Origin of the sequence: Sediminitomix flava (genome assembly GCF_003149185.1) — a bacterium.
GTDB lineage: Bacteria > Bacteroidota > Bacteroidia > Cytophagales > Flammeovirgaceae > Sediminitomix > Sediminitomix flava.
Genome location: NZ_QGDO01000006.1, coordinates 216,800 through 239,937 on the forward strand (window position 1 = coordinate 216,800; position 23,138 = coordinate 239,937).

Genomic DNA, 23,138 nt, shown 5'->3' on the forward strand with positions numbered 1-23,138 from the left:
AGAGGGCGAACGGAATATATATTCTGTTCGCCCTCTTTTTATATAAAGTGCTAGGACAGAAGATTTCAAAACTTAGTGAGTTGTCCTAGATAGATTGTGTCTGAGCTTTTATCTATGCTCTTCCTAGCATTTGATTTTTCTGAGAATCTAGCTTCAAGAAAACAAATAATAGGATGGTGAATGACCAAAGTGACGAACCTCCGTAACTCACAAATGGTAGTGGAATACCAATTACAGGGAATAGTCCGATTGTCATACCGATATTAATCATAAAGTGGAAGAATAATATGGATGCTACACTATAGCCATAAACCCTAGAGAAACGAGATTTCTGCCGTTCTGCAAGCATTATAATTCTAGCGATAAGGATAAAGAATACGGTGAAAACAAACATAGCACCAAGCCATCCATGTTCTTCTCCGATAGTACAGAATATAAAGTCAGTACTTTGCTCAGGTACAAACTCTAGTTTGGTCTGTGTTCCTTCTAAGAATCCTTTTCCTAATAACCCTCCAGAACCTATCGCAATTTTAGACTGTGTTACTTGATAACCTACCCCTAAAGGATCACTTTCAGGATTGATCAAGATTTCAATACGCTTACGTTGGTGAGGTTGGAGTACAGTATTAAATACAAAGTCAATACTAATGGTAAATAGAAGTGCAAAAGCAAAGTAAGCCCCTTGGAAGGTAATCCATCTGAAGCTTCTGAAATTGCTAAAGCTTGCAATCACAATGATTGCAAAAACAAAGAATAGTCCTATTGATATATAAGTATGGTCAAAGTAATAATACAAGCCATACATTACGGAACCAACAATTCCCCATCCTGCAAATACTTGATATATATTTCGGTCAGCTAGCCAAGAATAGATAATACTACCTAGCCCCATGACCCCAACATAAACTCCAAGAGTGGCAGGGGGGACAAAGAGTCCTGCTATAAAGAGAATGATGGCTGTAAGCCCTAAAACCATGAAAGTAGAAGGTAATCCCTCTCTGTATAAAGCAACAACTAAAGCCGCAAAGACCATTGCAGAACCTGTATCATTTTGTAAAATAATGATTAAGGCAGGTACACCTATAATCAATAAAGCTCTTGAATAGGTGTTGAAGTTTTCAACTTTCTTATTGGGTGAATTTAGGTATTTGGCTAAAGCTAAGGCTGTCGCAAATTTGGCAATCTCTCCGGGTTGTATTTTTAGAGGACCGATCTTTATCCATGCGGTTGCTCCGTTTGTGGTAGCCCCTATAAAAATTACGGCAAGGAGCAGCAGCATGATAGCCCCATATATAATGTAGGCAAAGGTCTCATAAAACTTGTAATCTATAATCAGAATGGCGGCAATCAGAATTCCTGCCCCACATATCCACATCAACTGACGCCCTGAGTTGATACCCATATCAAAAATACTCTGTTGTGCATCGGGTTGATACACCGCAGCGTAAATGTTGAGCCAGCCCAATATTACGAGTATCAGGTATAAGAGGACTGAAACCCAATCAATCCCTTGTGCTATACTACTACTTCTTCTTCTCATCTTCTGTTTCTCAGACACTAAAGCGCTCTCCACGCAAACAATAAATGTATTCTCTATTCAATCATTTCATTGAGCGTTACTCAAAGTGAAATACGATTTTAGTATGCTTAATTCCTGTAGTTTACAGCTCTTATCATTTAGAGAAGCTTATTAACAAGTCTATTCTCTAATTTAAAAAAATAAGGGAAGCTTATTCCGTGATTTGAAATAAGCTTCCCTTATTATATATGATCGTTGTATAACTATGATGTAGGTTACTTCTATCGTCTCTGAAAAGAACGAGAAATAGCCATTTTCATATACTTCTTAACTCAACATTTTCAATAAAGAAGCCAGTTTGTTTTTCAAATCTCTACGATCTACTATGAAATCTAGGAATCCATGCTCTAACAAGAACTCTGAGCTTTGGAATCCTTTCGGTAAATCTTTACCAATTGTTTCACGAATTACACGAGGACCAGCAAAACCGATCAATGCTTTTGGTTCTGCAATGTTGAAATCTCCTAACATCGCGAATGAAGCTGTAACTCCTCCTGTAGTAGGATCAGTTAGTAAAGAGATGTATGGAAGTTTAGCTTCTGAAAGTAAAGCCAATTTTGCAGAAGTTTTACCCATTTGCATTAATGAATAACCTGCTTCCATCATACGAGCACCACCAGACTTTGAGATCATAAGGAATGGCATCTTGTTCGCTAGTGCATAGTCAATAGCACGAGAGATTTTTTCTCCTACTACTGAACCCATAGAACCTCCAATAAATCCGAAGTCCATACACGCAATCACAAGATCAAGTCCGTTAACTTTTCCGTAAGCACTACGACAAGCATCTTTCAAACCTGATTTCTTTTGCCCAGCCTTGATACGGTCTGGATATGCTTTTGTATCTACAAAATCCAATGGGTCTCCAGAAATCAAATCTTCGTCCAACTCTGTAAATTCATTGTTATCGAAGATGATTTCGAAGTATTCTTTTGATCCGATACGAACGTGGTGATTATCATCTGGACAAACATACGCGTTTTCACGAAGTTCGTTCATATGGATAATTTTTCCTGAAGGAGTTTTGTACCACAATCCGTCTGGAATATCTTTCTTTTCAACAGTAGGCGTATTGATGCCTTTCTCTTTTCTTTTAAACCAACTCATAAAAGTTTTCTTTTTGGCTTGGTGAGGAAAAAAATTCAGATCCTCGAATCTGTCCGTTTATTTATTGGTCACCTCGTAAGCCAGATCTGATTATCAATAAGCTTAGTATTCTAGACAGTAAATTTATTGATTTTTTTTCTTCTACCGCCTTTCTCCTTTTTTTTTTCATTTTTCAAGGTTCACAAATCTGTAAATTAAGTTTAATTATTGCAACTAAGTTGCAATTGAAGGCGTTTGTAAGTTTATTGCGAATAAATTGCAGATAGATTATTTATATGTTGAAAGTATTTCAAAAATACGCTGATCATTTAGGGATTACAGGCTCATTTATCTGTTTGATTCACTGTCTAGTGACGGCAGGAATTAGCTTAATGAGTGTTGGGATGTCTCACTTACATAGCCATGGAGATTTTGACCATCTTGGTTTTTGGGGCTGGGTAGATTTATCAACCGTATTTATCAGTATTTTAGCGGTTTGGGCAAGCACAAGGCATAATCACAATAAAAGTGTCCAGTTTTCACTTTGGACGTTTCTTGCCATTTTTGTGACAGTTGTTATGCTTCGTCTATTCCATGTTCATAATCCAGTACTTGATATTTTAGGGTACTTGGGTTCATTAGGACTGATATTCTCACATTTCTTCAATATTTATATTTGTAGAAAAGAAGAAGCCGCAGTGTGCGAAGTTAGAGGCTAAAAAATTATACTTTTCATAGATGAAAGTAAAAAGCATCTCTCATGAAATATGGGAGATGCTTTTTTATTTAGCTAAAAAGAAAGGCCCTTCTTATGGTCGTGTAGAAGAGCCGTGAACACCTTCTCTGCTTAGAGAAGAATTGGTCGTATTTAATATGTTGAATTGATTAGATAAGACAATACCAAACTGCAATGAAGTGACTTAAGCCACCAAGCAGTACAAAGAAATGCCAAACGACATGGCTATATTTCATTTTTTTCATGAGGTAAAAAATAGTACCTACAGAGTAAAATACACCTCCTGTTATTAACCAAGTGAAGCCAGCTGTACAAAGGTTTTCAACAATCGGTTCTCCAATAAAAACTACCATCCATCCCATGATGAGGTAAGCAACCGTAGAGATGTATTTCAATTTTCCTGTTGAGAAAAACTTAATACCAGTTCCTATAAATGCGATTCCCCACATTAAGCCCAAATAATAAAATTTGAGAGGAGCCTCTACAAAGAAAGTGATAAAAGGAGTGTAAGTCCCAGCTATCAAAAAGAAGATTGCAATATGATCTAATTTTTGAAACCTTTCTTTTGCTTTTGGACTGATCTGTAAATGATATAGGCTTGAAGAAGCCAACATAAACAGTAATGATAAACTAAACACTAAAACGCTACTACCGCCCAACACACTTGATTGAAAAGCTGTTGTGAGCAGAAAAGGGACACATATCAGGGCTATAAAAAAGCCGATCGCGTGAGTGAGGACGTTCCAACGTTCCTCTTTCTCTAACAGAAAGTAGTTCATCTGTTCTACAGTTTATGATATGATTTTACAAATCTCTACTTAATTAGACCCTTACTTTTTTGAAATGTGACAGTTATTAACATACATTCAGAATAAAACCATTCTGATCGGAACTCTTTCGTGAAACTTGAAAATAGCTGTAACCCAAATACTTCTAAATTATGAATAAAAGCTTACTTTATTTATTGGTCATTTTATGCTTTTCCTGTAAGCATTCTTCTCCATCATCAAGTAATAATAATTTTTCGCTAGAAGACCTTAAGATTGTAGATCTCAGCTATGACTTTTCTGACAGTACAGTCTATTGGGTAACAGCCAAAGAATTTGAGCTAGAAGAAGTGAGTAAAGGACATACTGAGAAGGGGTATTATTATTCGGCAAATAATTATGCAGCAGCCGAACATGGAGGTACACATATAGATGCTCCAATTCATTTTGCTGAAAATAGGCAGAGTGTAGATGAAATTCCTTTAGAAAAATTGATAGGTTCAGCCTTAAAAGTAGATGTTTCAGAGAAAGCCAAAGACAATCCGGACTATGAGGTAAGCATTGAAGACTTTTTAGAATGGGAGGAAAAGCACAAAAATATGCCAATTCCAGAAGGAAGTATTGTATTGCTTTATACAGGATTTTCGAAGTATTATCCAGATAAAATGCAGTATATGGGAACTTGTGAAAGAGGAGCACATGCCGTCAAAGATTTACATTTCCCAGGTTTAGCTCCAGATGCAGCAGAATGGTTAGTGAAAAATAGAAAGATTAATGCGGTGGGAATAGATACACCAAGTATAGATTATGGACAGTCGGAGTATTTCCAGTCGCATGTAAACTTGATGACGAATAATGTACCTGCATTTGAAAACTTGGCAAATCTTGAGCAGTTACCTTCGGTTGGTTTTGAGGTTGTGGCTTTACCTATGAAAATAAAAGGTGGTACAGGTGCACCTTTAAGAATTATAGCTTTATTAAAATAATGAGAAAAATAAAACCCGAAGCGAGTTTGCAGACTGCGCTTCGGGTATGATAGTTTGTTTTTGTGTATTGTCCTTTAGTAAGGAGTTATGAGTATGAGATCTGAGTCAGAATTTTCCCTCTTTATATCGTTAGCTAATAGAGCCCATTACTCTCTTCATAAATCCGTTGAGAGCTTCTTTTTCAGTTTTTCCTTCTTTTACTAGTTCACGAACTTCCAAAGCACCATACATATTGGAAATCAATTCACCAATAACATCTAGTTCTTCATCCTTTAGTCCTTCGCACTCAGCTAAGTTTTCAAGTACTTCAAGGGCCTCGATCACGTAGTCTTGATCGTGTTCTTTAATAAACCCGTGTACGTGCTTAATTATTGGTAGCCTCATCGATCATTTCTTTTAAAGGTTCAACTTTATTTGTTTGAAGTTGTTTTGCCAACTCACCACTCTTGAATACAGCGAAAGTAGGTAAGTTGTTCACATTTGCTAGTTTTCTAGAGTTCGGGAATTTCTCTGCATCAACTACTACAAATGGAATATCTGGATTTTCACCTGCAAAACGCTTGAACTTAGGCTTCATGATACGGCAGTTTCCGCACCATCCTGCTGAAAATTGTACCAATACTGTATCGTTGTTTGCTACTAAGCTTTCTAGGTTGTCTTCTTTCAATTCTTCAAACATGATCTCTAAACTTTATGATGATGGTATATTTCTTTATGATGATTGATAACAGGTTACTGAATAGGGGGAGCAATGGGGGCGCTCCCCTTTTTCAAGTGTGGTCCTCTCTTGTTATAATTTCTTAGTTATTGCTTAGGTAATCTGCAACACCGCTTCTATCTGCAGTCATTGCTTCTTTACCTTCTTCCCAGTTTGCTGGGCAAACTTCACCGTGTTGTTGAACGTGCGCATAAGCATCAATCAATCTGATGAACTCATTTACATTTCTTCCTAGTGGCATGTGGTTGATACCTTCGTGGAATACTGTACCTTCTTCATCAATTAGGTAAGTTGCACGGTAAGTCACGTTATCACCTACTTTAAGTTCTAACCCTTCTTCGTTCGTAATTGTTTCGTGTGCATCCAAAATTCCTAGTGTAGAAGATAGGTTACGGTTGCTATCTGCAAGGATATTGTAAGTTACACCTTCAATTCCACCGTTATCTTTTGGTGTGTTCAACCAAGCGAAGTGTACTTCTGGAGTATCTACTGAAGCTCCAATTACGATTGTATTTCTTTTAGCGAATTCTTCTTGTGCTTCTTGGAAAGCGTGTAGTTCTGTTGGACATACAAAAGTGAAATCCTTTGGGTACCAGAACAACAATACCTTCTTGTTATTTTTTCTTGCTTCTTCAAGAACGTTTACTTGGATAGTGTCACCCATTTCGTTCATTGCAGGTACTGTGATGTTCGGGAATTTCTTGCCAGTGAATGCCATAATATTGTGTTTTATTTTTCTTGTTTCTGAATGATTACATGACAAAAGTATGGTGTATATTTGTTAGAAGAAATCGAATACATCTATAAGGGTTTTAGATTTTATCTATCATGAATTTTCAACAGCTCGAATATATACTTGCCGTAGATCAGCATAAGCACTTTGGGAAAGCTGCTTTCAGTTGTGATATCACTCAAGCAACGCTGAGTGCCATGATCAAGAAATTAGAAGAAGAACTTCAAGTGGTCATATTTGACAGAAGTCGTCAGCCTATTCAAACCACCGAGGAAGGAGAACAGATTATGGAACTAGCAAAAAAGATTCTTGCAAATAGGCGAGAGCTGCTAGACTTGAAAGATGATCCAGACGAAACATTAAAAGGAACAATCAGAATAGGAATTATTCCTACAGTAGCGAGTTCGCTTTTACCTATTATAATACCCGACTTCTTAAAATCTTTTCCAGAATTAGAATTGGATATTGTAGAAATCACGACTGAGCGTATCCAAGAAGAATTGGCAAATGAGAATATTGATGTAGGAATTTTAGCTACTCCTTTGGAAAACGAGAACCTAGAAGAGAATATTCTTTATTATGAAGCTATGATGGTTTATGGGATAGGCGAAGACGATAAGAAGTTTGTGACTCCGAAAGATGTTATCAATAAAAAAGTATGGCTTTTGGAAGAAGGAAACTGTTTCAGAAATCAGGCAGTAACGCTTTGTGCTTTAAAAGAAAAAGTAGTAGAGCCTAAAAACTTGAATTTTGAAGCTACATCTTTTGATACGCTTCTTCATCTCACAGATCAGTTTGGAGGAGTTACACTTGTCCCTGAGTTGTATTATAATCTGATGCCAGAGAACCGAAAAGAAAAAACAAAGCATTTTACAGCTCCAATGCCTGTTCGAGAAATTAGTATGGTTTATCAGCGCCCGTATGTGAGAAAGCGTAGTATAGATATCCTTTCAGAAAAAATACGAGAGCTTATTGCTCATAAGTTGATCACTCATAAATTCAAGCCAAAAGATATGAGTATTATAGGGATTTAATATTTGGTGTATTGAATTAAAAAAAGGATTAGACATGCTTTAATGAAGGTATAGCTAATCCTTTTTCTTATTTATGATTTTTCTATCTCAGTTTTGTAGAGTTTCATTCCTCTAGCTTTATAATTATTCAAGGCACTCGGATGGTCTAGTGAACAGGTGTGTACCCACACTCTTTTTGCTCCTTCCCATTCCCATGCTTTTTTGAGTGCTTCAGATAAGAAAAATCCGCCTAGTCCTTTCCCTAAGAATTTTTCTGCTAAACCGAAATAACGAATTTCCACATTTCCTTCTTCTTGCATTTGGAGTTCAAAGTAGCCCGCAGGACTTCCTTCTTGGTAGGCGACCCAAGTTCTGAGATTGTCAGCTTCAGCATATGCTTTCCATTCTTCATCCGATTCAGATAGTTTGTCTGTCCAATCCCAAATACCTCCGATAAGTTGATATAAAAATTTATTGTATTGAAACTGCTTAACAACACATTCTCTGATTTCAAGTCCTTTTGCATCAGTTTTTGCGTTCAATTCAGAAGCAGCATGCATTTCTAAATAATAGATTGTAACCTCTTTCATTTCCCTTAAATTCTAAAAGACATAAGCTCGAAGATAGAGTTTTTTTAGATGAAAATGGGTAATAGGAAAAATGAGAAGCTTGGGGAGGGTGTAGTTGAAGTTGTTGTTTGGACAGCTAGTAAATGTAGGGATTAAGAATGAAGAGTGTTTTCTTCTAAAAGCCATTCTTTGGCCTCATCTTCTCTTAGAAATGATTTATACCAAATACCCCTGTTGTATGAAACATCTTCAGCAAATTGGTAAAGCTGTTGGGCATATTGGGACTGATCTAGATGAATAATCGCTAGTTTGTAATGCCTACTCCAATTGTATAGTTCTGCCCCTTGACTAATAATTTCATAGGCCTCTAGGAGAGTGATCTTCCCTGTAACATTCCAAAGTGTCAAGATTTTAGAGCATTGATTTTCTTCACAGAAATTGGCAATGACTTTCCAGACTTCTATCAAATCATCTTTTTCTTTTCCAATAGTGTATGTCCCTTGAACCTCTACTTTGAGTATGTTTTCTTGAATTTCAAAGCTTGGTTGTAATTTCATTGATTGTTTTCATGTAGGTAAAAAATAGTTTTTCTGATAATTAGTGGTTGATGCATATAAAATAACTTATAGATTATCTTGGCTGCTTTCAAGGATAGGATAAATTTATACTTTTGAGTATTAGAAACTTTATAATGTATCGTAAAATATGAATAATTGATTCTATTGGTGAAACTTTCTAAAAGCTTATTTCTTACATAAATATTAGCCACACCATATTTCGTTATAAACAAGTCCTTTTATCTTTGGGTTGAATCTAAGAACCGTATAGAAAGATCGTGAGTACAGATACATTTAATAACCAAGAACACTTAAGAGTAAAAGACTTTTTAAAACTGTTTCAAGCAGATAGTGATATTAAACTGTTTCTGCATGAAGTAAAGAAAGAAAAGAGTATTCAAGTAAAAGGTTTGGCGGGAAGCTTCGATGCTATCTTGGCTACAATCGCGTATTTGAAAAACAGGCGAACCAACCTGTTCGTACTCCACGATTATGAAGAGGCAGTTTATTTTCAGAACGATCTGCAAAGTTTATTGCCTCATCAAGAGATTCACTTATTGCCTTCTTCGTACCGAAAGCCATACAGTTTTACGGAGGTTGAGAATGCCAATGTATTACAACGTGCTGAAATTCTTAGTATCCTAAATCAGAAAAAAGAAGAGGGAGAACTTATTGTTACTTATCCTGAGGCTCTGACGGAAAAAGTAATAAACCAACGTTCACTTCTAGAAAATACATATACGGTAAAGAAAGGTGAAGACTTAGATTTGAGTTTTATCTCAGAGTTGTTGATTGAATATGATTTTGAGAAAACAGACTTTGTGTATGAGGCAGGGCAATTTGCTGTTCGTGGAGGTATCATTGATGTCTTTTCTTATGCACATGATATGCCTTTCCGTATCGAACTGTTCGGAGATGAGGTAGACGGTATTCGTACTTTTGACCCAATTACTCAACTTTCTGTAGAAGAAAAAGAAGTTGCTCCAATCGTTCCCGATGTTCAAACGAAGCTGATTCAAGAAATTAGAGAGTCTTTCTTAAGATTCATTCCTCAAGACACGAAAATTTGGTTCAAAGATTATCAACTCACTATAGATACAATTGACAGCTACTTCCAAAAAGCTACTGAAGAGTTTCAAGATATTCTTTCCAAAAATAATAATACGAAGATCATCAACGATCCCGAAGAACTGTATGAGTCAGTCGCGAACTTCGAGAAGTTTGCGGAAGAACTGACACGTATTGAATTTGGAAAGAAATTCTCATTAGAGACAAAGTCTGTAGTAAAGTTCGAGCTACATCCTCAACCTTCATTCAATAAAGATTTTGATTATCTCAGCGATCAATTGACGGAGAAAAAGCACGAAGGAAAAGACATTGTCATCACTTCTGATCTGCCAAAACAAATTGAAAGACTTGAAAATATCTTTGCTGAAATCAATCCTGATTTAAGATTTCAGTCTATCAATATTTCACTTCGTGAAGGTTTTGAAATGGTAAACACACCACTTTTGTGTTATACCGATCATCAAATTTTTGAGCGTTTTCATAAGGCAAAAGGCAAAAAGAAATATTCGAAGTCAAAAGCAATGACGCTTAAAGAACTTCGAGAATTGAAAATTGGGGATTATGTCGTTCACGCCGATCACGGAATTGCTCGATTTACAGGTTTGGAAAAGCAAATTCATAACGATAAAGAGCAGGAAGCAATTCGTCTGATCTTCCGAGACAATGATATGATGTATGTGAGTTTGCATGCACTTCATAAAATCTCGAAGTATTCTGGTCAAGATGGCGTAGAGCCCAAAATCAGTAAACTAGGCTCCGTAGAGTGGGAAAACAAGAAGAAAAAAGTCAAGAAGAAAGTAAAAGACATCGCTTCAGACTTGATCAAGCTCTATGCTAAGAGGGTGAAATCGCATGGTTATGCCTATCAGCCCGACAGTTATTTACAAGCGGAATTAGAATCTTCATTTTTCTATGAAGATACACCCGATCAAGCCAAAGCTACGGGGGAAGTAAAATCGGATATGGAGCAACCTTATCCGATGGACAGACTTGTTTGTGGAGATGTTGGTTTTGGGAAAACAGAAGTTGCGATTCGTGCGGCATTCAAAGCCGTTTGTGATAGTAAGCAGGTGGCCGTAATGGTTCCAACAACCATCTTGGCACTTCAACATTACAAAACTTTCAAAGCTCGAATGGAAAACCTTCCTTGTCGAGTAGAATATGTCAATCGTTTCCGAACTGCTAAACAAATCAGAGAGGTTCTCAAAGATTTGAAAGAAGGAAAAGTTGATATTCTGATCGGAACACACCGAATTGCAAGTAAAGATGTTCAGTTTAGAGATTTAGGACTTCTTGTTATAGACGAAGAACAAAAGTTTGGCGTAAAGACTAAGGAGAAAATCAAGGAGATGAAAATCAATGTAGATGTACTGACATTGACTGCAACTCCAATTCCTAGAACACTACATTTCTCTTTATTGGGAGCGCGTGATCTTTCAGTCATCTCAACTCCTCCTCCCAACCGTCAACCTGTCACCACAGAGATTCATACTTTTACAGATGAAGTTTTACGTGATGCCATCAGTTTTGAGTTAAAAAGAGGAGGACAAGCCTTCTTTGTCCATAATCGTATCAATGATCTGGAAAAAATTGCAAACCGCATTCTTTCTCTAGTCCCCGACGCAAAAGTGTGTTATGCTCACGGACAGATGGATGGACCTCAGTTGGAAAAAATGATGCTTCGCTTCATAGAAGGTGAATACGATGTACTTGTTTCTACCAATATCATTGAATCTGGTCTTGATATTCCGAATGCCAATACCATTTTAGTCAATCAAGCACATATGTTTGGACTTTCTGATCTGCATCAGATGCGTGGTCGTGTCGGGCGTTCAAACAGAAAAGCGTATTGTTATTTCCTTACCCCTCCAACCATCAATTTGACTGGTGATGCTCGTAAACGTTTGAGTGCTTTGGAAGAATTCTCTGACTTAGGAGATGGATTCAAAGTAGCGATGCGAGACTTAGATATTCGAGGTGCGGGTAACTTATTAGGAGGAGAGCAATCGGGCTTTATTTCAGATCTTGGTTTTGAGATGTACAATAAGGTATTGGAAGAAGCGGTTGATGAACTGAAAGAAAATGAATTCCAAGACCTATTCAGTAAAGAGATTTCGAAGAAAACCATCAAGGTCAGTTGCAGTATAGAAACTGATTTCGAAATTCTGATTCCTGACGAATATGTGAGTAATATTTCTGAGCGTCTGAATTTGTATATTACAGCAGATAAACTCAAGAATGAAGAAACTTTAGAGAAGTTCAATCAATCCCTAAAAGATCGATTTGGGCCACTTCCTACAGCAGTGAAAGATTTATTGCTTACAGTAAGACTTCGTTGGAGTGCTGAAAAGTTAGCTTTTGAGAAGCTGATTTTGAAAAATGGAAACCTCAAAGTTTATCTTTTGGAGCATACTCACGCTCACTATTATCAATCGGAGGAGTTTGGTAAGGTTTTAGCTTTTGTTCAGAAGTACCCAAGAAAGTGTAGCTTAAAAGAAACCAAGAAACGCTTGATTTTGAATATTGCAGATATTCCATCAATTGAAAATGCACTGAACTGCCTAGCAGAAATTAATCAGGTATAAATTGATATTCTCTTGGAATAAAACCTTAAATTTGAGTTCATGCACTTTTCAAAAAACTAAATAGTAAAGTTTGGAAAGGTTTTTGGTCTCTTCTGAGAAAGAAAAATTTAGTTTTTTTTACAGTGTTAGAATAATTGGGTACAATTATTGGGAATGCTGAAAAGACTATTATTGATTAAAACAGCCCACAGTATTCTAAAATAATCCTTAATATTGGGCGATTATAACTGAAATCGAGAAGATTTTTTAATAGAATAATTATGGATCAAGGTAAAAAAATTACTACTTATCTATCCTTGTTTTTATTAGCGGCAGTGTCGTTAACATCATGTAACGTAGGAGGTGGATACAAGCCTGATAGTTACAACACAGGAGCTTATAGTACTATTACTGGTGCTGAATATAATTCAGGAGGAGATGGAGAATTTGTTGTAAGAGATTACCAAGGAATGCCTGAAGCTCCAAACATGAGATATATCGAAGGTGGACGTCTTATCCTCGGTTCATTCGAAGAAGATATCATGAAAACAGGCGACAATGTTGAGCGAACTGTTTCTGTATCGTCTTTCTGGATGGATGAAACTGAGATTGCTAATATTCACTGGTTAGAGTATCTACATTATTTACAGTTGGATTCAGGACAACAAGCGTATGATGAAGCTTTACCTGATACAACAGTATGGCAAGCAGAACTAGCATTCAATGATCAATATGTTGATCATTATTTAAGATATCCTGGTTTCCGTTTTCACCCTGTAGTAGGTGTGACTTGGGAGCAAGCAACAAAATTCTGTCAGTGGAGAACTGACTACGTGAATAAAATCTTAGCTCTTGAAAACGGTGAAGATTCTGAAGTAGAAAAAGCTGAAAATGGCGAGCGTATTCCTCTAGAGTCAGGAATCGTACTTCCTAACTTTAGACTTCCTACAGAAGCTGAGTGGGATTATGCAGCACAAGCTTTGATCGGTTTGCAAGAACTTGATGAAAACTACGCTGAGCGTCGTATCTATCCTTGGGATGGTCATACATTAAGAAACCCTTACGGTGAAGAAATGGGTAACTTTATGGCTAACTTCAAAAGAGGTAGAGGTGACTATGCAGGTATTGGTGGTGAGCTAAATGATGCTGCTATGATTACTGCATGGATTTACGATAACCCTCCAAACGATTTCGGTCTTTATAACATGGCTGGTAACGTTAATGAGTGGGTTGAAGATATCTACCGTCCACTATCATACAAAGATTTCTCAGATCTAAACCCTGTCAGAAAATCAGGTTATTTAGATGATGCAAACTGGGGATATGAGTATGACTACGCGAACTTCTACTCTTATATGAGTAACTCGATTCGTGTTTATAAAGGTGGATCATGGAATGATGTAGCATACTGGATGGCTCCTGGTACAAGAAGATTCTTGGAGCAAGATTCAGCTACTTCAACTATTGGTTTCCGTTGTGCAATGATCAATGCAGGAAGCAACTATTAATAAGTAGAACTCAGATTTCAGAAATATAAACTCTCCTCTATACGAGGAGAGTTTTTTTATGCTCAAAATCTAAGAATCATATTTGATCACAGTCTTACTTGAGTAAAAAAGACTTGTTGATTAATAGGCAATTATTGAACTATAAAAAGATTTCAGCTCATTAACTCTTTTTTTTTTCTAACTTCTGTACATAACCCAATACAAAGTTTAGACTTTGAATTCCCGATGTGATCGGGTACAATCCTGGTAACCTTAGCTAATATCTCTTCGACAAGAATTGCACTATCTTAACCCATGTATTTCAAGAATAGCCCAAAGAAAATTATATACTCATTATTGATTCTTTTTCTACCTATAGCTGCATCTGCCCAATTTAATACAGATGAAAAGTTTGGAAAGAATAGAATTCAATATGATAAATTCAATTGGAGAATGGTCTCCACTGCACACTTCGAAATTTATTATTACGATGGTGGTTATACTACTGCACGTATAACAGCGAAGTATGCAGAAGAAGAATTTAATCGAATAACTGACTTAATTGGCTTTGCACCTTACACCAAAACCAAGCTTCTACTTTATAATTCGGTAGATGACCTTAAGCAAAGTAATATTGGAATTAATCAACAAGGCTTTGCTTTTAGTGGTCAAACCAATTTTTTCCGCCCAGAATTAGAGATTGCTTTCACTGGAAATAAGTATGACTATAAGAAAGAACTGCTCTATCGTTTGGCATATTCTTATGTGCTAGAAATGATGTACGGAGGTAGTTTAAAAGACATGCTTCGCAGTAGTTACTTACTTAGTTTACCACAATGGTTTGTTAGTGGTGCTGCAAATTATGTAGCTGAAGGTTGGTCTTTGGAGATGGATGATTTTATGCGTGATTTTCTTAAGCAAAAGAAAGTTCCTAACCCAACTTGGTTGGAAGGTGAGAAAGCAAAATGGGTAGGACAATCTATTTGGAACTACATCGCTGAGAAATATGGAAAAGAGAATATTTCCAGTATTCTAAACTTAACACGAATTGTACGAGATGAGCAAACAAGTATCCTAAATACATTGGGTGTTTCATATGAAAGATTCATCCAAGACTGGGAAGGCTACTATGTCAATCAGTATGAACCATTAGAACTTTTACATATACAACCCGATGATGAGTATGTGTTGAAGAGCAATAAGAAAGAGCGTTTGTATACTCAAATGGTTCCTAGTCCAAATGGAAGTAGATTAGCTGTTGTTGAAAATCATAGAGGTAAATATCACGTAAAACTCATTGATACAGTAACTAAAAAAGAACAGATAATTTTAAAAGGTGGGTATAGAGTTGTAAACCAAGATATTGATTTGGGTTTGCCTTTAGTGGCTTGGATTGATGAAACAGAAATTCTATTTATAGCCGATGAGAAAGGAGAGTTGACGATGTGGACCTACGATTTAGAGCAATCGGCAGTTCTACATTGGACTCGTAAAAAGAAGAAAAAAATACATTTTCCATTTAGTAATATCAATGCAATTGACATTTCGCATAATGGAAAATACCTTTTGATTAGTGCCGAAAAGAGAGGACAAAGTGATTTGTATTTACACAACCTTGATAAAAGAAGGTCAAAGCAGATAACTAGAGATGGATATGATGATCTGCAAGCGCGTTTTTTACCTAAAAGTTTGGATGTGGTGTTTAGCTCCAACCGTCCACTAGATTCACTTAACTTCAATGTTTCAGTAAAAGATATTCCAGAAGTTTCAGATCATCTCAATTTGTTTATTTACAGGAGTAAGAGTAATACTTTAGAAGCTCTGACAGAAAGCGAAAGTGATAATATACGTCCATATCCTATAGACAAGAATAACATTTTATACTTGAGTGATAAACGCGGAATTTCACATCTGTATAAAATGAATCTAGAGACCAAAAAGTCTATACAGCTTACAAATTACTTGTATAGTATTATGGACTTTGCGATGGTTAATAGACAATTGAGTTTTGTAATGAGGGAAGGGAAAAGGGAGCAATTATTCTTAAGCCCTTTAGAATTATCAACTCCAGTGGTGACAAACAAGACAGAACGTCAGAAAGTCTTGGATATGAGGTTGCTTAAGCAAAAAAAGAAGGAAGCTTACCTAGAAGAACAAAAGAAACTTAAAGAAGAAAGAGATAAGCAAAAAGAACTTGAGCGTCAGAAAGCTTTAGCAAATGATAGTATACAAACGATAACGACAGACTCCATGGCTACTTTGGAGGAAGAAAAAAAAGATGTAGAAGTTGATACCGATAATTATCGTTTTGATTCATTCTCAAAATCTTCAAGACAAAGGTTCCTAGAAAAATATAAGAAAGCAGTAAATGCAAGGAATAAAGGTCGTCGTTCGGGATTATCGAAACCTGTACCTTATGAAAGCCGATTTGGTGTTGAAAACTTCACCAGTAACCTTGTAGTTGACCCATTAAGAGGTTGGAATTTACTCTTTGAGACTTCGATGTCTGATGTACTTGAAAATCATAAAATCAGTGCGGGAATGTTTGGTGTATTGCCTGTAATCAACCGTTCGAGTTTGTATGCAGAGTATCAGTACTTGGGTAAAAGAGTAGATTTTAAAACAAGATATGAGCAGATTCTATTAGAAATAAAGAATACAAACCCTGCGAGTGCCAATACCCAAATTAACCATTTATATACACTAAACCGCTTTAAACCAACGGTATCATATCCTTTCACAATCCGAAGCAGGGTAGAAGTATCGCCTATGTTTGAAAGTACGAGTTATATCAATAAGCGACAGTTATTTATTCCTGAAGAACGGACAAATTATGCGGGTTTAGCAGTGGAGTATATCTATGACAATAGTTTTGTCATGGGAGATAATATGATGAGGGGAACAAGAGGACGTATCCGATTTGAAAACCATACAGGAATTTCTGATGCTGACGATTCATTCTCTGAGATTTATATAGATTTTAGGCATTATCATGAGTTGTACCGATCACTTACCTTTGCCTCAAGAGTTTCTATGGGTAAATTCTTCGGAAGTGCGCCTAAAACCTATCGTTTGGGAGGTACAGCAAATTGGTTGTTCCCATCGATTACGAATAACCCAACAGATGTGAGTGAACCTGTCTCTCAGCCTTTAACAAACTTAATGTTCGACAGATTTATCCCAACGGTTAGGGGTTTTAACTATAATACTTGGGAAGGAGAAAACTTCTTTAGCTATAATGGAGAGATAAGATTCCCCCTTCTGAAGTTTATCACCAATAAGCCAATTCGCTCATCTTTCTTCAGAAACTTACAGTTTACAGCCTTCTTTGATGTGGGAACAGCATGGTCTGGGGCAGATTTACTATCTGAGTCTGATAGAACCAATCAAGTGATAGAAAGAGGAGAGTTTACAGTAGAAGTAAAAAGCTACAAAAGTCCATTCCTCATGAGTCATGGAGCAGGGGTTCGTTCTATTTTATTTGGTTACTACCTCAAATTGGATGTCGCATGGACAATAGAGGATGGATACAGAAGCGAAAGTCCGAAATATGTAATTTCAATAGGTCATGACTTCTAAAATTTTTCATTAGTGTTTAGTGTGTTTGTATATGAGACAGCCCTCAGATGATCTTTCTGATCGTTTGGGGGTTTTGTTCTTTTCAGGTAATTCTCAAAGATTCCATAAATGATTGAGTGTATGTTTTGAGCTTGTGATTTTCCAATGTAGCTTTGTCAAAATTTTTATTTTTGGTGCCTTATTTCTGTTTTCTTGTGTTATAGGTGCAGGTAAAACTTTAGTAAGGGAATGGGACGCATTATGGGAACTTGTTTATTTATTGGCATTGCTGGTGGAAGTGGAAGTGGTAAAACAACCATAGCGAGAAATCTTGCAGAGCTCTTCGATGTAGAAGATGCAATTCTACTAGAACAAGATGCTTATTACAAAGAGTTAGATCATCTGAGTTTGGATGAAAGAGCGAAGACAAACTTCGATCATCCAGATGCAATAGAATTTGAACTGCTAGAGCAACACCTTAGAGAGTTGGCAAATGGCAATCAGATTGAACGTCCTATCTATAATTTCAAGACTCACGCCAGAGAAAAAGAAACAAAAATCTTAACACCTGCCCGCATAGTTATTGTAGAGGGGATTTTAGTTCTCGCAATGCGAAAAATTCGAAAGCTTTTAGACATCAAAGTATTTGTAGATACAGATGCTGATGAAATGCTTTTGCGCAGAATTGAAAGAGATATCAAAGAAAGAGGAAGAACATTGGAGTCGGTGAGAGATCAGTATCTTGCTACTGTGAAACCAATGTATCTTAAATATTGTGAGCCGAGTAAGCGTTATGCCGATGTAATTGTTCCTGAAGGTGGGAAAAATAAAGTGGCAGTGAATATGCTCATCAATCACCTTAGAGATTATTTACAGAAAGGCGAATAATGCCTGCTATCATTTTAGAAAATGGAAAATAATAGAAATAAAGGAGCCGTTAAGGATATGATTTACGGGATTCAACCTGTATTGGAAGCCTTACAAGCTGGCAAAGAAATCGACAAACTTCTGATTAACAGAGAAAGTACAAATGCTCAATTGGCAGAGATTCACCGATTGGCTAGGGAACAAAATATTCCTGTTTCTCGTGTACCAGAGCCTAAGTTGATGAGAGTTACACGTAAGAATCATCAAGGGGTTATAGCTTATATGTCGGTTATTTCTTATGCTTCTCTAGATAACATTATTAGTTCAGCGTATGAGACAGGTCAAGTTCCTTTCGTTTTGGTGTTAGACCAAGTAACGGATGTTCGTAATCTTGGTGCTATTGCTCGTTCGGCTGAATGTGCTGGTGTTCAAGCTTTGATTATCCCTACAAAAGGTGCTGCACAAGTAACAGCTGATGCCGTGCGTACTTCAGCAGGAGCTTTGAATCATATTCCTGTTTGTAGAGTAGAAGATCTTCCTGAGACAATTTCTTACTTACAAGGTTGTGGTTTACAAGTAGTAGGATGTACTGAAAAAGGAGAGAAAACCATTCATGAAATGGACTTCAGTGTGCCTACTGCAATTGTGATGGGTAATGAGGAAATTGGTATTTCAAATACAATTCTTCGTACTGCAGATCATTTAGCTAAGATTCCAATGAATGGAAAAATCAATTCATTGAATGTATCAGTCGCTTCGGGTATTATTCTTTTTGAAGCCGTAAGACAAAAGTCACTTTAGTAAAATATAATACAGAGCTTAGCCAAAGGTTAAGCTCTTTTACTTTTTAAGATATGAAAGTTCTCATTATTCGCTTTTCTTCTATTGGAGATATCGTTCTTACAACTCCTGTAATCCGTGCATTGAAAACGCAACTTGATAATGCAGAAGTCCACTATGTGACTAAAAAGCAATATCACGGAGTACTGAAGGAGAATCCGTATATTGATAAAATTCATCTTTTGGATGGTAAACTTTCTAGTTTGGTTAAAGAGCTTAAGAAAGAAAAATTTGACTATATCATCGATCTTCACAAAAACCTTAGAACGTCACTGATCAAACTTCAACTTTGGGGTGTGAAGAGCTATTCGTTCAATAAGATCAATCGTGAAAAATGGCTTTATGTAAATTGGAAATTGAAAAATGTCATGCCCAATGTACATATCGTAGATCGGTATATGGAACCAGCCACTAAGTTAGGGGTGAAAACAGATGCTTTGGGGCTTGACTATTTTATAGCTCAAGAAGACGAGGTAGAGCTAAGTTGGATTGGTGAAGATTATACAGGTGAATATGCTGGCTTTGTGATTGGAGGACAACATGCTACCAAGCAGTTGCCTTTTGAAAAAATGATTGAGCTAATGGATCGAATTACGATTCCTACAATCATTTTAGGTGGTCCTGAGGATAAAGAAGTGGGAGATAAATTGGTTGAGTATTATGAAAAGAATTTTCCAGAAAAGAAGGTCTTCAACAGTTGTGGAAAATTCAAGCTTAATCAATCGGCTTCATTGGTGAAACAAGCGAAGGTGATCTTCACGCATGATACAGGTTTGATGCACATTGCTGCAGCCTTCAAAAAACAAGTTTATAGCATTTGGGGGAATACAACTCCTGAACTAGGAATGTATCCTTATAGAACCAGTTTTGTAGTCTATGAACGTAAAGATTTAGATTGTAGACCTTGTTCTAAAATTGGGCATAAAGAGTGTCCGAAAGGTCACTTTAAATGTATGCGAGAGCAAGAATTTGATTTTGAAGTTTAAATAAAAAAATAGCTCAGTTCAAATACTTTAGTAATAAGTAGATGAACTGAGCTATTTTGTTTTTTTTTCTCCCTTTTAAACATCTTCCAATTTCCAAGTTCTTACCCAATCATAAGAAGTTGTTCGATCTTCTTCTGAGCCAGTCATTCCACCATCTTCAGGAACAGGATTCCAATTGTAGGTTTCAGTAACCATTCGTAAATACATTGGTAAATCAAAATCAGCTTCGGGGTGAACGGTGTAGACATGCTTACCATCTAAAAAGAATAAAATCTCAGATTTACTCTTCCACCAAGCAGCATAAATATGGAAGTCTTCAAAGGCTAAACCTCCAATATCAGTATGATTACCCCATGACCCAACAGGTGTTTCAGGGCATTGCGTATTTCTACTGTGAGTATTAGAACCCATTTGTCTAAATTTATTTTGTGCCCATTTTTGAGGATTAGTAACAATACCTACACATTCTTGAATGTCTAATTCTGCTGTTCTTTTATCACAGTTTTCACCATCTCTAGTATTATTGATAAGCCAAAAAGTGGAAGACATAAATGTTTTATTTGCCTTCATTCTACATTCGATATAATGCCCAACAGTAACGGGATGTTGAGAACCCACATATCCGCCAGCATGAGTAAAAATATCCTCTCGGATTTGTTCAGGAGATGAAAGCTGATAGTTTGTAAGCCTTAAACTTCCTTGATCAAGACTAACTACATCTTTCTTAAATATTCCAGGAGGTCTACCTATCCAGCCTTTAGGCTCAGTATTTTTCCACTTACTCTCGTCTAGAGCTACGCCATCAAATTCATCTGAAAGTTTATCGACTAATACCCATTCTTTGTGCTTAGGTTTTGGGTCTTCGCCATCATTGAAAGACGGTCGGATAGCTTCTTTACATCCTTGAGAAAAGAAAACGCAGATGAGCAGAATATATAGTTTATGCATTGATCAATTGTTTATTAGTTATGAATGAAAAAAATATTGATAGAAATAGACTATTTGGCAGTCTTTATAATGGAAAGATATCTGAAAAGAGTGCTTTTCTATGGGAAAAAATGAATCAAGCTTAAGGGGGAAATTATTATTTGTATTATCAATTCTAAAAGTTTTATAGATAAAAAAGAGACTGCTCTATACAGAGACAGTCCCTTTTACTTCCCTCAAAATAATTATTACTCTTTCACGAAACGTACTGTTTTATTTATCGCTTCATTTTGTAGCTGTAGTATATATACTCCTTGTTTCAGATCAGAAATATTGATTTCCATTTGATTATCCACATTTATGAATTCAGTTTTCATCTGTTTTCCTACAGAATTGTAGATCGTCAACTGATATTTTCCGCTGGTAATTTTTGAGAACCTCAACTTTGAATGAACAGGGTTTGGTGAGAGTATAAATTCATCAACAAACTCAGAGGAGCTATTTGAAATTCTAGCATTTGAATTGTTGTAAGTGATTTTGAAACGTTGCCAATCAGATACCCCTGTACTGGTACAAAGCATATTATCTCTGAGATATAGATTATTATTTCCCTTTAAAGCATAGATGTTATTGCCATAATCGATCAGAGTGAATTTTTCCCAAGCACCAATTTCAGTTCTTGTACAGGTCATTTCTTTTGTACCATTTTCAGATGAAACGTATTTACCATTACTTCCTTTTAAAGCTACTTTTCCATCTCCAATATCAATAATCTGAAACTGTTCAGTTGTACCAGCAGTAGCTTTATTACTCATTTTATTTGGGTCTGTGGCGCTCATAAAGTTAAAGCTACCTTGATTTTGTAGTGAGGCCATTTGCACGTCAGCAGTAACATCGAAGTTCACAAATGAGTAATCAAGATTAGATGAGAAATCTCCTCCAACAGGACGAATAGCGATACCAAGCTTGTATCCATTTGCTACATTCCAATCCGTGTCTTGGTTGACTGTTAGAGTTACAGCTCCTGAACCTGCCTGTACTGTTGTTTTAGCATTAGTGAGCCAAGCTCCAGAAGGATCATTTACGATTGCTAAAATATCATTCTGACTTGAAGACACATAAGAAATAGAGACATCGAATGACTCAGAAGTAACCACTTTTGAAGGTGCGCTATTCAATGATACAGCGTCAGTAGTATCTTCTAGTTTCCAAGTTCTGACCCAATCATAAAAGGTTGTACGATCATTCCAAGAACCTGTCATTCCACCATCTGAAGGAACAGGATTCCAATCATACGTTTCAGTTACCATTCGTAGGTACATCGGGAGGTCAAAGTCTGCCACAGGATTTACGGTGAAAACATATTCTCCATCTAGGTAAAAGAGAATTTCAGATTTGCTTTTCCACCAAGCAGCATAGACATGGTAATCGTCATAGGCAGCTCCTCCGATATCAACATGATCTCCTTTTGAGCCAACAGGTGTTTCAGGGCAAGAAGTATTTCTACTGTGGGTATTTGAACCCATTTCTCTAAATTTATTTTGAGGCCAAGAGTCGGTAGAAGTGACTGTACCTACACATTCTTGGATGTCCAATTCAATAGTTCTTTGGTCGCAGTTTTGTCCTTCATTTCTTTTGTTTATAAGCCAAAAAGTGGAAGACATGAATGTTTTATTGGCTTTCATGCTACATTCTGTGTAGTAACCTACTTGAGCCGCTTTTTGGGAAGTAATATTTCCTCCTGCATGGGTGAATGTATTTCCATTTACGACTTCTGCAGCAGATAATTTATAGTTGGTTAGTCTAAGGTTACCTCCGCCAACTGTAGCGACGTTTTCTTTGAAAATTCCTGGAGGTCTACCTATCCAAGCTGTTGGATCTGTGTTTTTCCATTTTACTAAATCTAGTTCAGATCCATCAAATTCATCGGATAGGTCATTTACCAATACCCATTTTTTACCTGTGGGTTTAGGGTCTTCTCCTGCATTGAATGTGGGTTGGGTGGCTTGTGAAAAAACTTGATAGTTGTAGAAGCACGTGATCAGAATAAAAATGAGGCTAAGTTTAAAACTTTTCATTTGTGTGTTATTGGTTTTG

General features: G+C 36.6%; 19 protein-coding genes. 9 read left to right on the plus strand and 10 right to left on the minus strand.

All coding sequences use genetic code 11. The annotated features are described in order from the left end of the window. Positions 1 to 112: 112 nt before the first annotated feature. Both rodA and accD read right to left on the minus strand, forming a co-directional pair. Positions 113 to 1,540, minus strand: coding sequence for a rod shape-determining protein RodA (rodA, locus tag BC781_RS19950; protein ID WP_109621192.1), 1,428 nt, complete (start codon positions 1,538 to 1,540; stop codon positions 113 to 115). Between the two features lie 306 nt (positions 1,541 to 1,846). Next, positions 1,847 to 2,686, minus strand: a complete 840-nt coding sequence (accD, locus tag BC781_RS19955; protein WP_109621194.1) for an acetyl-CoA carboxylase, carboxyltransferase subunit beta — start codon at positions 2,684 to 2,686, stop codon at positions 1,847 to 1,849. Positions 2,687 to 2,961: 275 nt separating this feature from the next. On the opposite strand from accD, the gene BC781_RS19960 reads away from it, so the two are divergent. Continuing rightward, positions 2,962 to 3,384 (plus strand): MerC domain-containing protein, encoded by a 423-nt coding sequence (locus BC781_RS19960; RefSeq protein WP_109621196.1) that lies wholly within the window; start codon positions 2,962 to 2,964, stop codon positions 3,382 to 3,384. 166 nt (positions 3,385 to 3,550) lie between these two features. Here BC781_RS19960 and trhA read toward each other — a convergent pair whose 3' ends face one another. Then, positions 3,551 to 4,180, minus strand: a complete 630-nt coding sequence (trhA, locus tag BC781_RS19965) for a PAQR family membrane homeostasis protein TrhA (RefSeq protein ID WP_109621198.1) — start codon at positions 4,178 to 4,180, stop codon at positions 3,551 to 3,553. 161 nt (positions 4,181 to 4,341) lie between these two features. On the opposite strand from trhA, the gene BC781_RS19970 reads away from it, so the two are divergent. Further along, entirely contained in the window at positions 4,342 to 5,154 is an 813-nt protein-coding gene (locus tag BC781_RS19970; protein ID WP_109621201.1) for a cyclase family protein, read from the plus strand. 129 nt (positions 5,155 to 5,283) lie between these two features. On the opposite strand, the gene BC781_RS19975 is transcribed toward BC781_RS19970, so the two are convergent. The 3 genes from BC781_RS19975 to BC781_RS19985 all read right to left on the minus strand — a co-directional run bounded on the left by BC781_RS19975 (position 5,284) and on the right by BC781_RS19985 (position 6,590). Next, positions 5,284 to 5,538, minus strand: coding sequence for a DUF6952 family protein (locus BC781_RS19975; RefSeq protein WP_109621203.1), 255 nt, complete (start codon positions 5,536 to 5,538; stop codon positions 5,284 to 5,286). Continuing rightward, a complete protein-coding gene (locus BC781_RS19980) occupies positions 5,519 to 5,833 on the minus strand; it encodes a thioredoxin family protein (RefSeq protein WP_109621205.1) in 315 nt (104 codons plus the stop codon). Before BC781_RS19980 ends, BC781_RS19975 begins: the two co-directional genes overlap by 20 nt. A gap of 121 nt (positions 5,834 to 5,954) precedes the next feature. Continuing rightward, the gene (locus BC781_RS19985; RefSeq protein ID WP_109621207.1) at positions 5,955 to 6,590 is read right to left on the minus strand and encodes a peroxiredoxin; all 636 of its coding nucleotides are present in this window, start codon (positions 6,588 to 6,590) and stop codon (positions 5,955 to 5,957) included. A 110-nt stretch (positions 6,591 to 6,700) separates the two neighbouring features. Between BC781_RS19985 and BC781_RS19990 the strand changes: the two genes are divergently transcribed. Further along, positions 6,701 to 7,639: a hydrogen peroxide-inducible genes activator gene (locus tag BC781_RS19990; RefSeq protein ID WP_109621209.1), complete on the plus strand. Its 939-nt coding sequence runs from the start codon at positions 6,701 to 6,703 to the stop codon at positions 7,637 to 7,639. Between the two features lie 71 nt (positions 7,640 to 7,710). Here the strand turns inward: BC781_RS19990 and BC781_RS19995 are convergent, their stop codons facing one another. Continuing rightward, positions 7,711 to 8,208 carry a GNAT family N-acetyltransferase gene (locus BC781_RS19995; protein ID WP_109621211.1) on the minus strand — a complete coding sequence of 166 codons (498 nt, stop codon included), beginning with the start codon at positions 8,206 to 8,208 and terminating at the stop codon, positions 7,711 to 7,713. Between the two features lie 131 nt (positions 8,209 to 8,339). Beyond that, positions 8,340 to 8,744, minus strand: coding sequence for a hypothetical protein (locus BC781_RS20000; protein WP_109621213.1), 405 nt, complete (start codon positions 8,742 to 8,744; stop codon positions 8,340 to 8,342). Positions 8,745 to 9,022: 278 nt separating this feature from the next. Here BC781_RS20000 and mfd point away from each other — a divergent pair, with 278 nt between their 5' ends. From mfd to BC781_RS20030, 6 genes are all read left to right on the plus strand, one after another. Further along, the gene (gene mfd, locus BC781_RS20005) at positions 9,023 to 12,397 is read left to right on the plus strand and encodes a transcription-repair coupling factor (protein WP_109621216.1); all 3,375 of its coding nucleotides are present in this window, start codon (positions 9,023 to 9,025) and stop codon (positions 12,395 to 12,397) included. Between the two features lie 260 nt (positions 12,398 to 12,657). Further along, entirely contained in the window at positions 12,658 to 13,884 is a 1,227-nt protein-coding gene (gldJ, locus tag BC781_RS20010; RefSeq protein WP_109621218.1) for a gliding motility lipoprotein GldJ, read from the plus strand. A gap of 294 nt (positions 13,885 to 14,178) precedes the next feature. After that, the gene (locus BC781_RS20015) at positions 14,179 to 17,442 is read left to right on the plus strand and encodes a hypothetical protein (RefSeq protein WP_109621220.1); all 3,264 of its coding nucleotides are present in this window, start codon (positions 14,179 to 14,181) and stop codon (positions 17,440 to 17,442) included. A 228-nt stretch (positions 17,443 to 17,670) separates the two neighbouring features. Next, positions 17,671 to 18,309, plus strand: coding sequence for a uridine kinase (gene udk / locus BC781_RS20020; protein WP_211323897.1), 639 nt, complete (start codon positions 17,671 to 17,673; stop codon positions 18,307 to 18,309). A gap of 21 nt (positions 18,310 to 18,330) precedes the next feature. Further along, a complete protein-coding gene (gene rlmB / locus BC781_RS20025) occupies positions 18,331 to 19,089 on the plus strand; it encodes a 23S rRNA (guanosine(2251)-2'-O)-methyltransferase RlmB (RefSeq protein WP_109621224.1) in 759 nt (252 codons plus the stop codon). A 53-nt stretch (positions 19,090 to 19,142) separates the two neighbouring features. Then, the gene (locus tag BC781_RS20030; protein WP_109621226.1) at positions 19,143 to 20,114 is read left to right on the plus strand and encodes a glycosyltransferase family 9 protein; all 972 of its coding nucleotides are present in this window, start codon (positions 19,143 to 19,145) and stop codon (positions 20,112 to 20,114) included. Positions 20,115 to 20,189: 75 nt separating this feature from the next. Here BC781_RS20030 and BC781_RS20035 read toward each other — a convergent pair whose 3' ends face one another. Then, the gene (locus BC781_RS20035) at positions 20,190 to 21,062 is read right to left on the minus strand and encodes a family 16 glycosylhydrolase (protein ID WP_109621229.1); all 873 of its coding nucleotides are present in this window, start codon (positions 21,060 to 21,062) and stop codon (positions 20,190 to 20,192) included. A gap of 227 nt (positions 21,063 to 21,289) precedes the next feature. Continuing rightward, positions 21,290 to 23,119, minus strand: coding sequence for a T9SS type A sorting domain-containing protein (locus BC781_RS20040; protein WP_109621230.1), 1,830 nt, complete (start codon positions 23,117 to 23,119; stop codon positions 21,290 to 21,292). Positions 23,120 to 23,138: the final 19 nt, after the last annotated feature.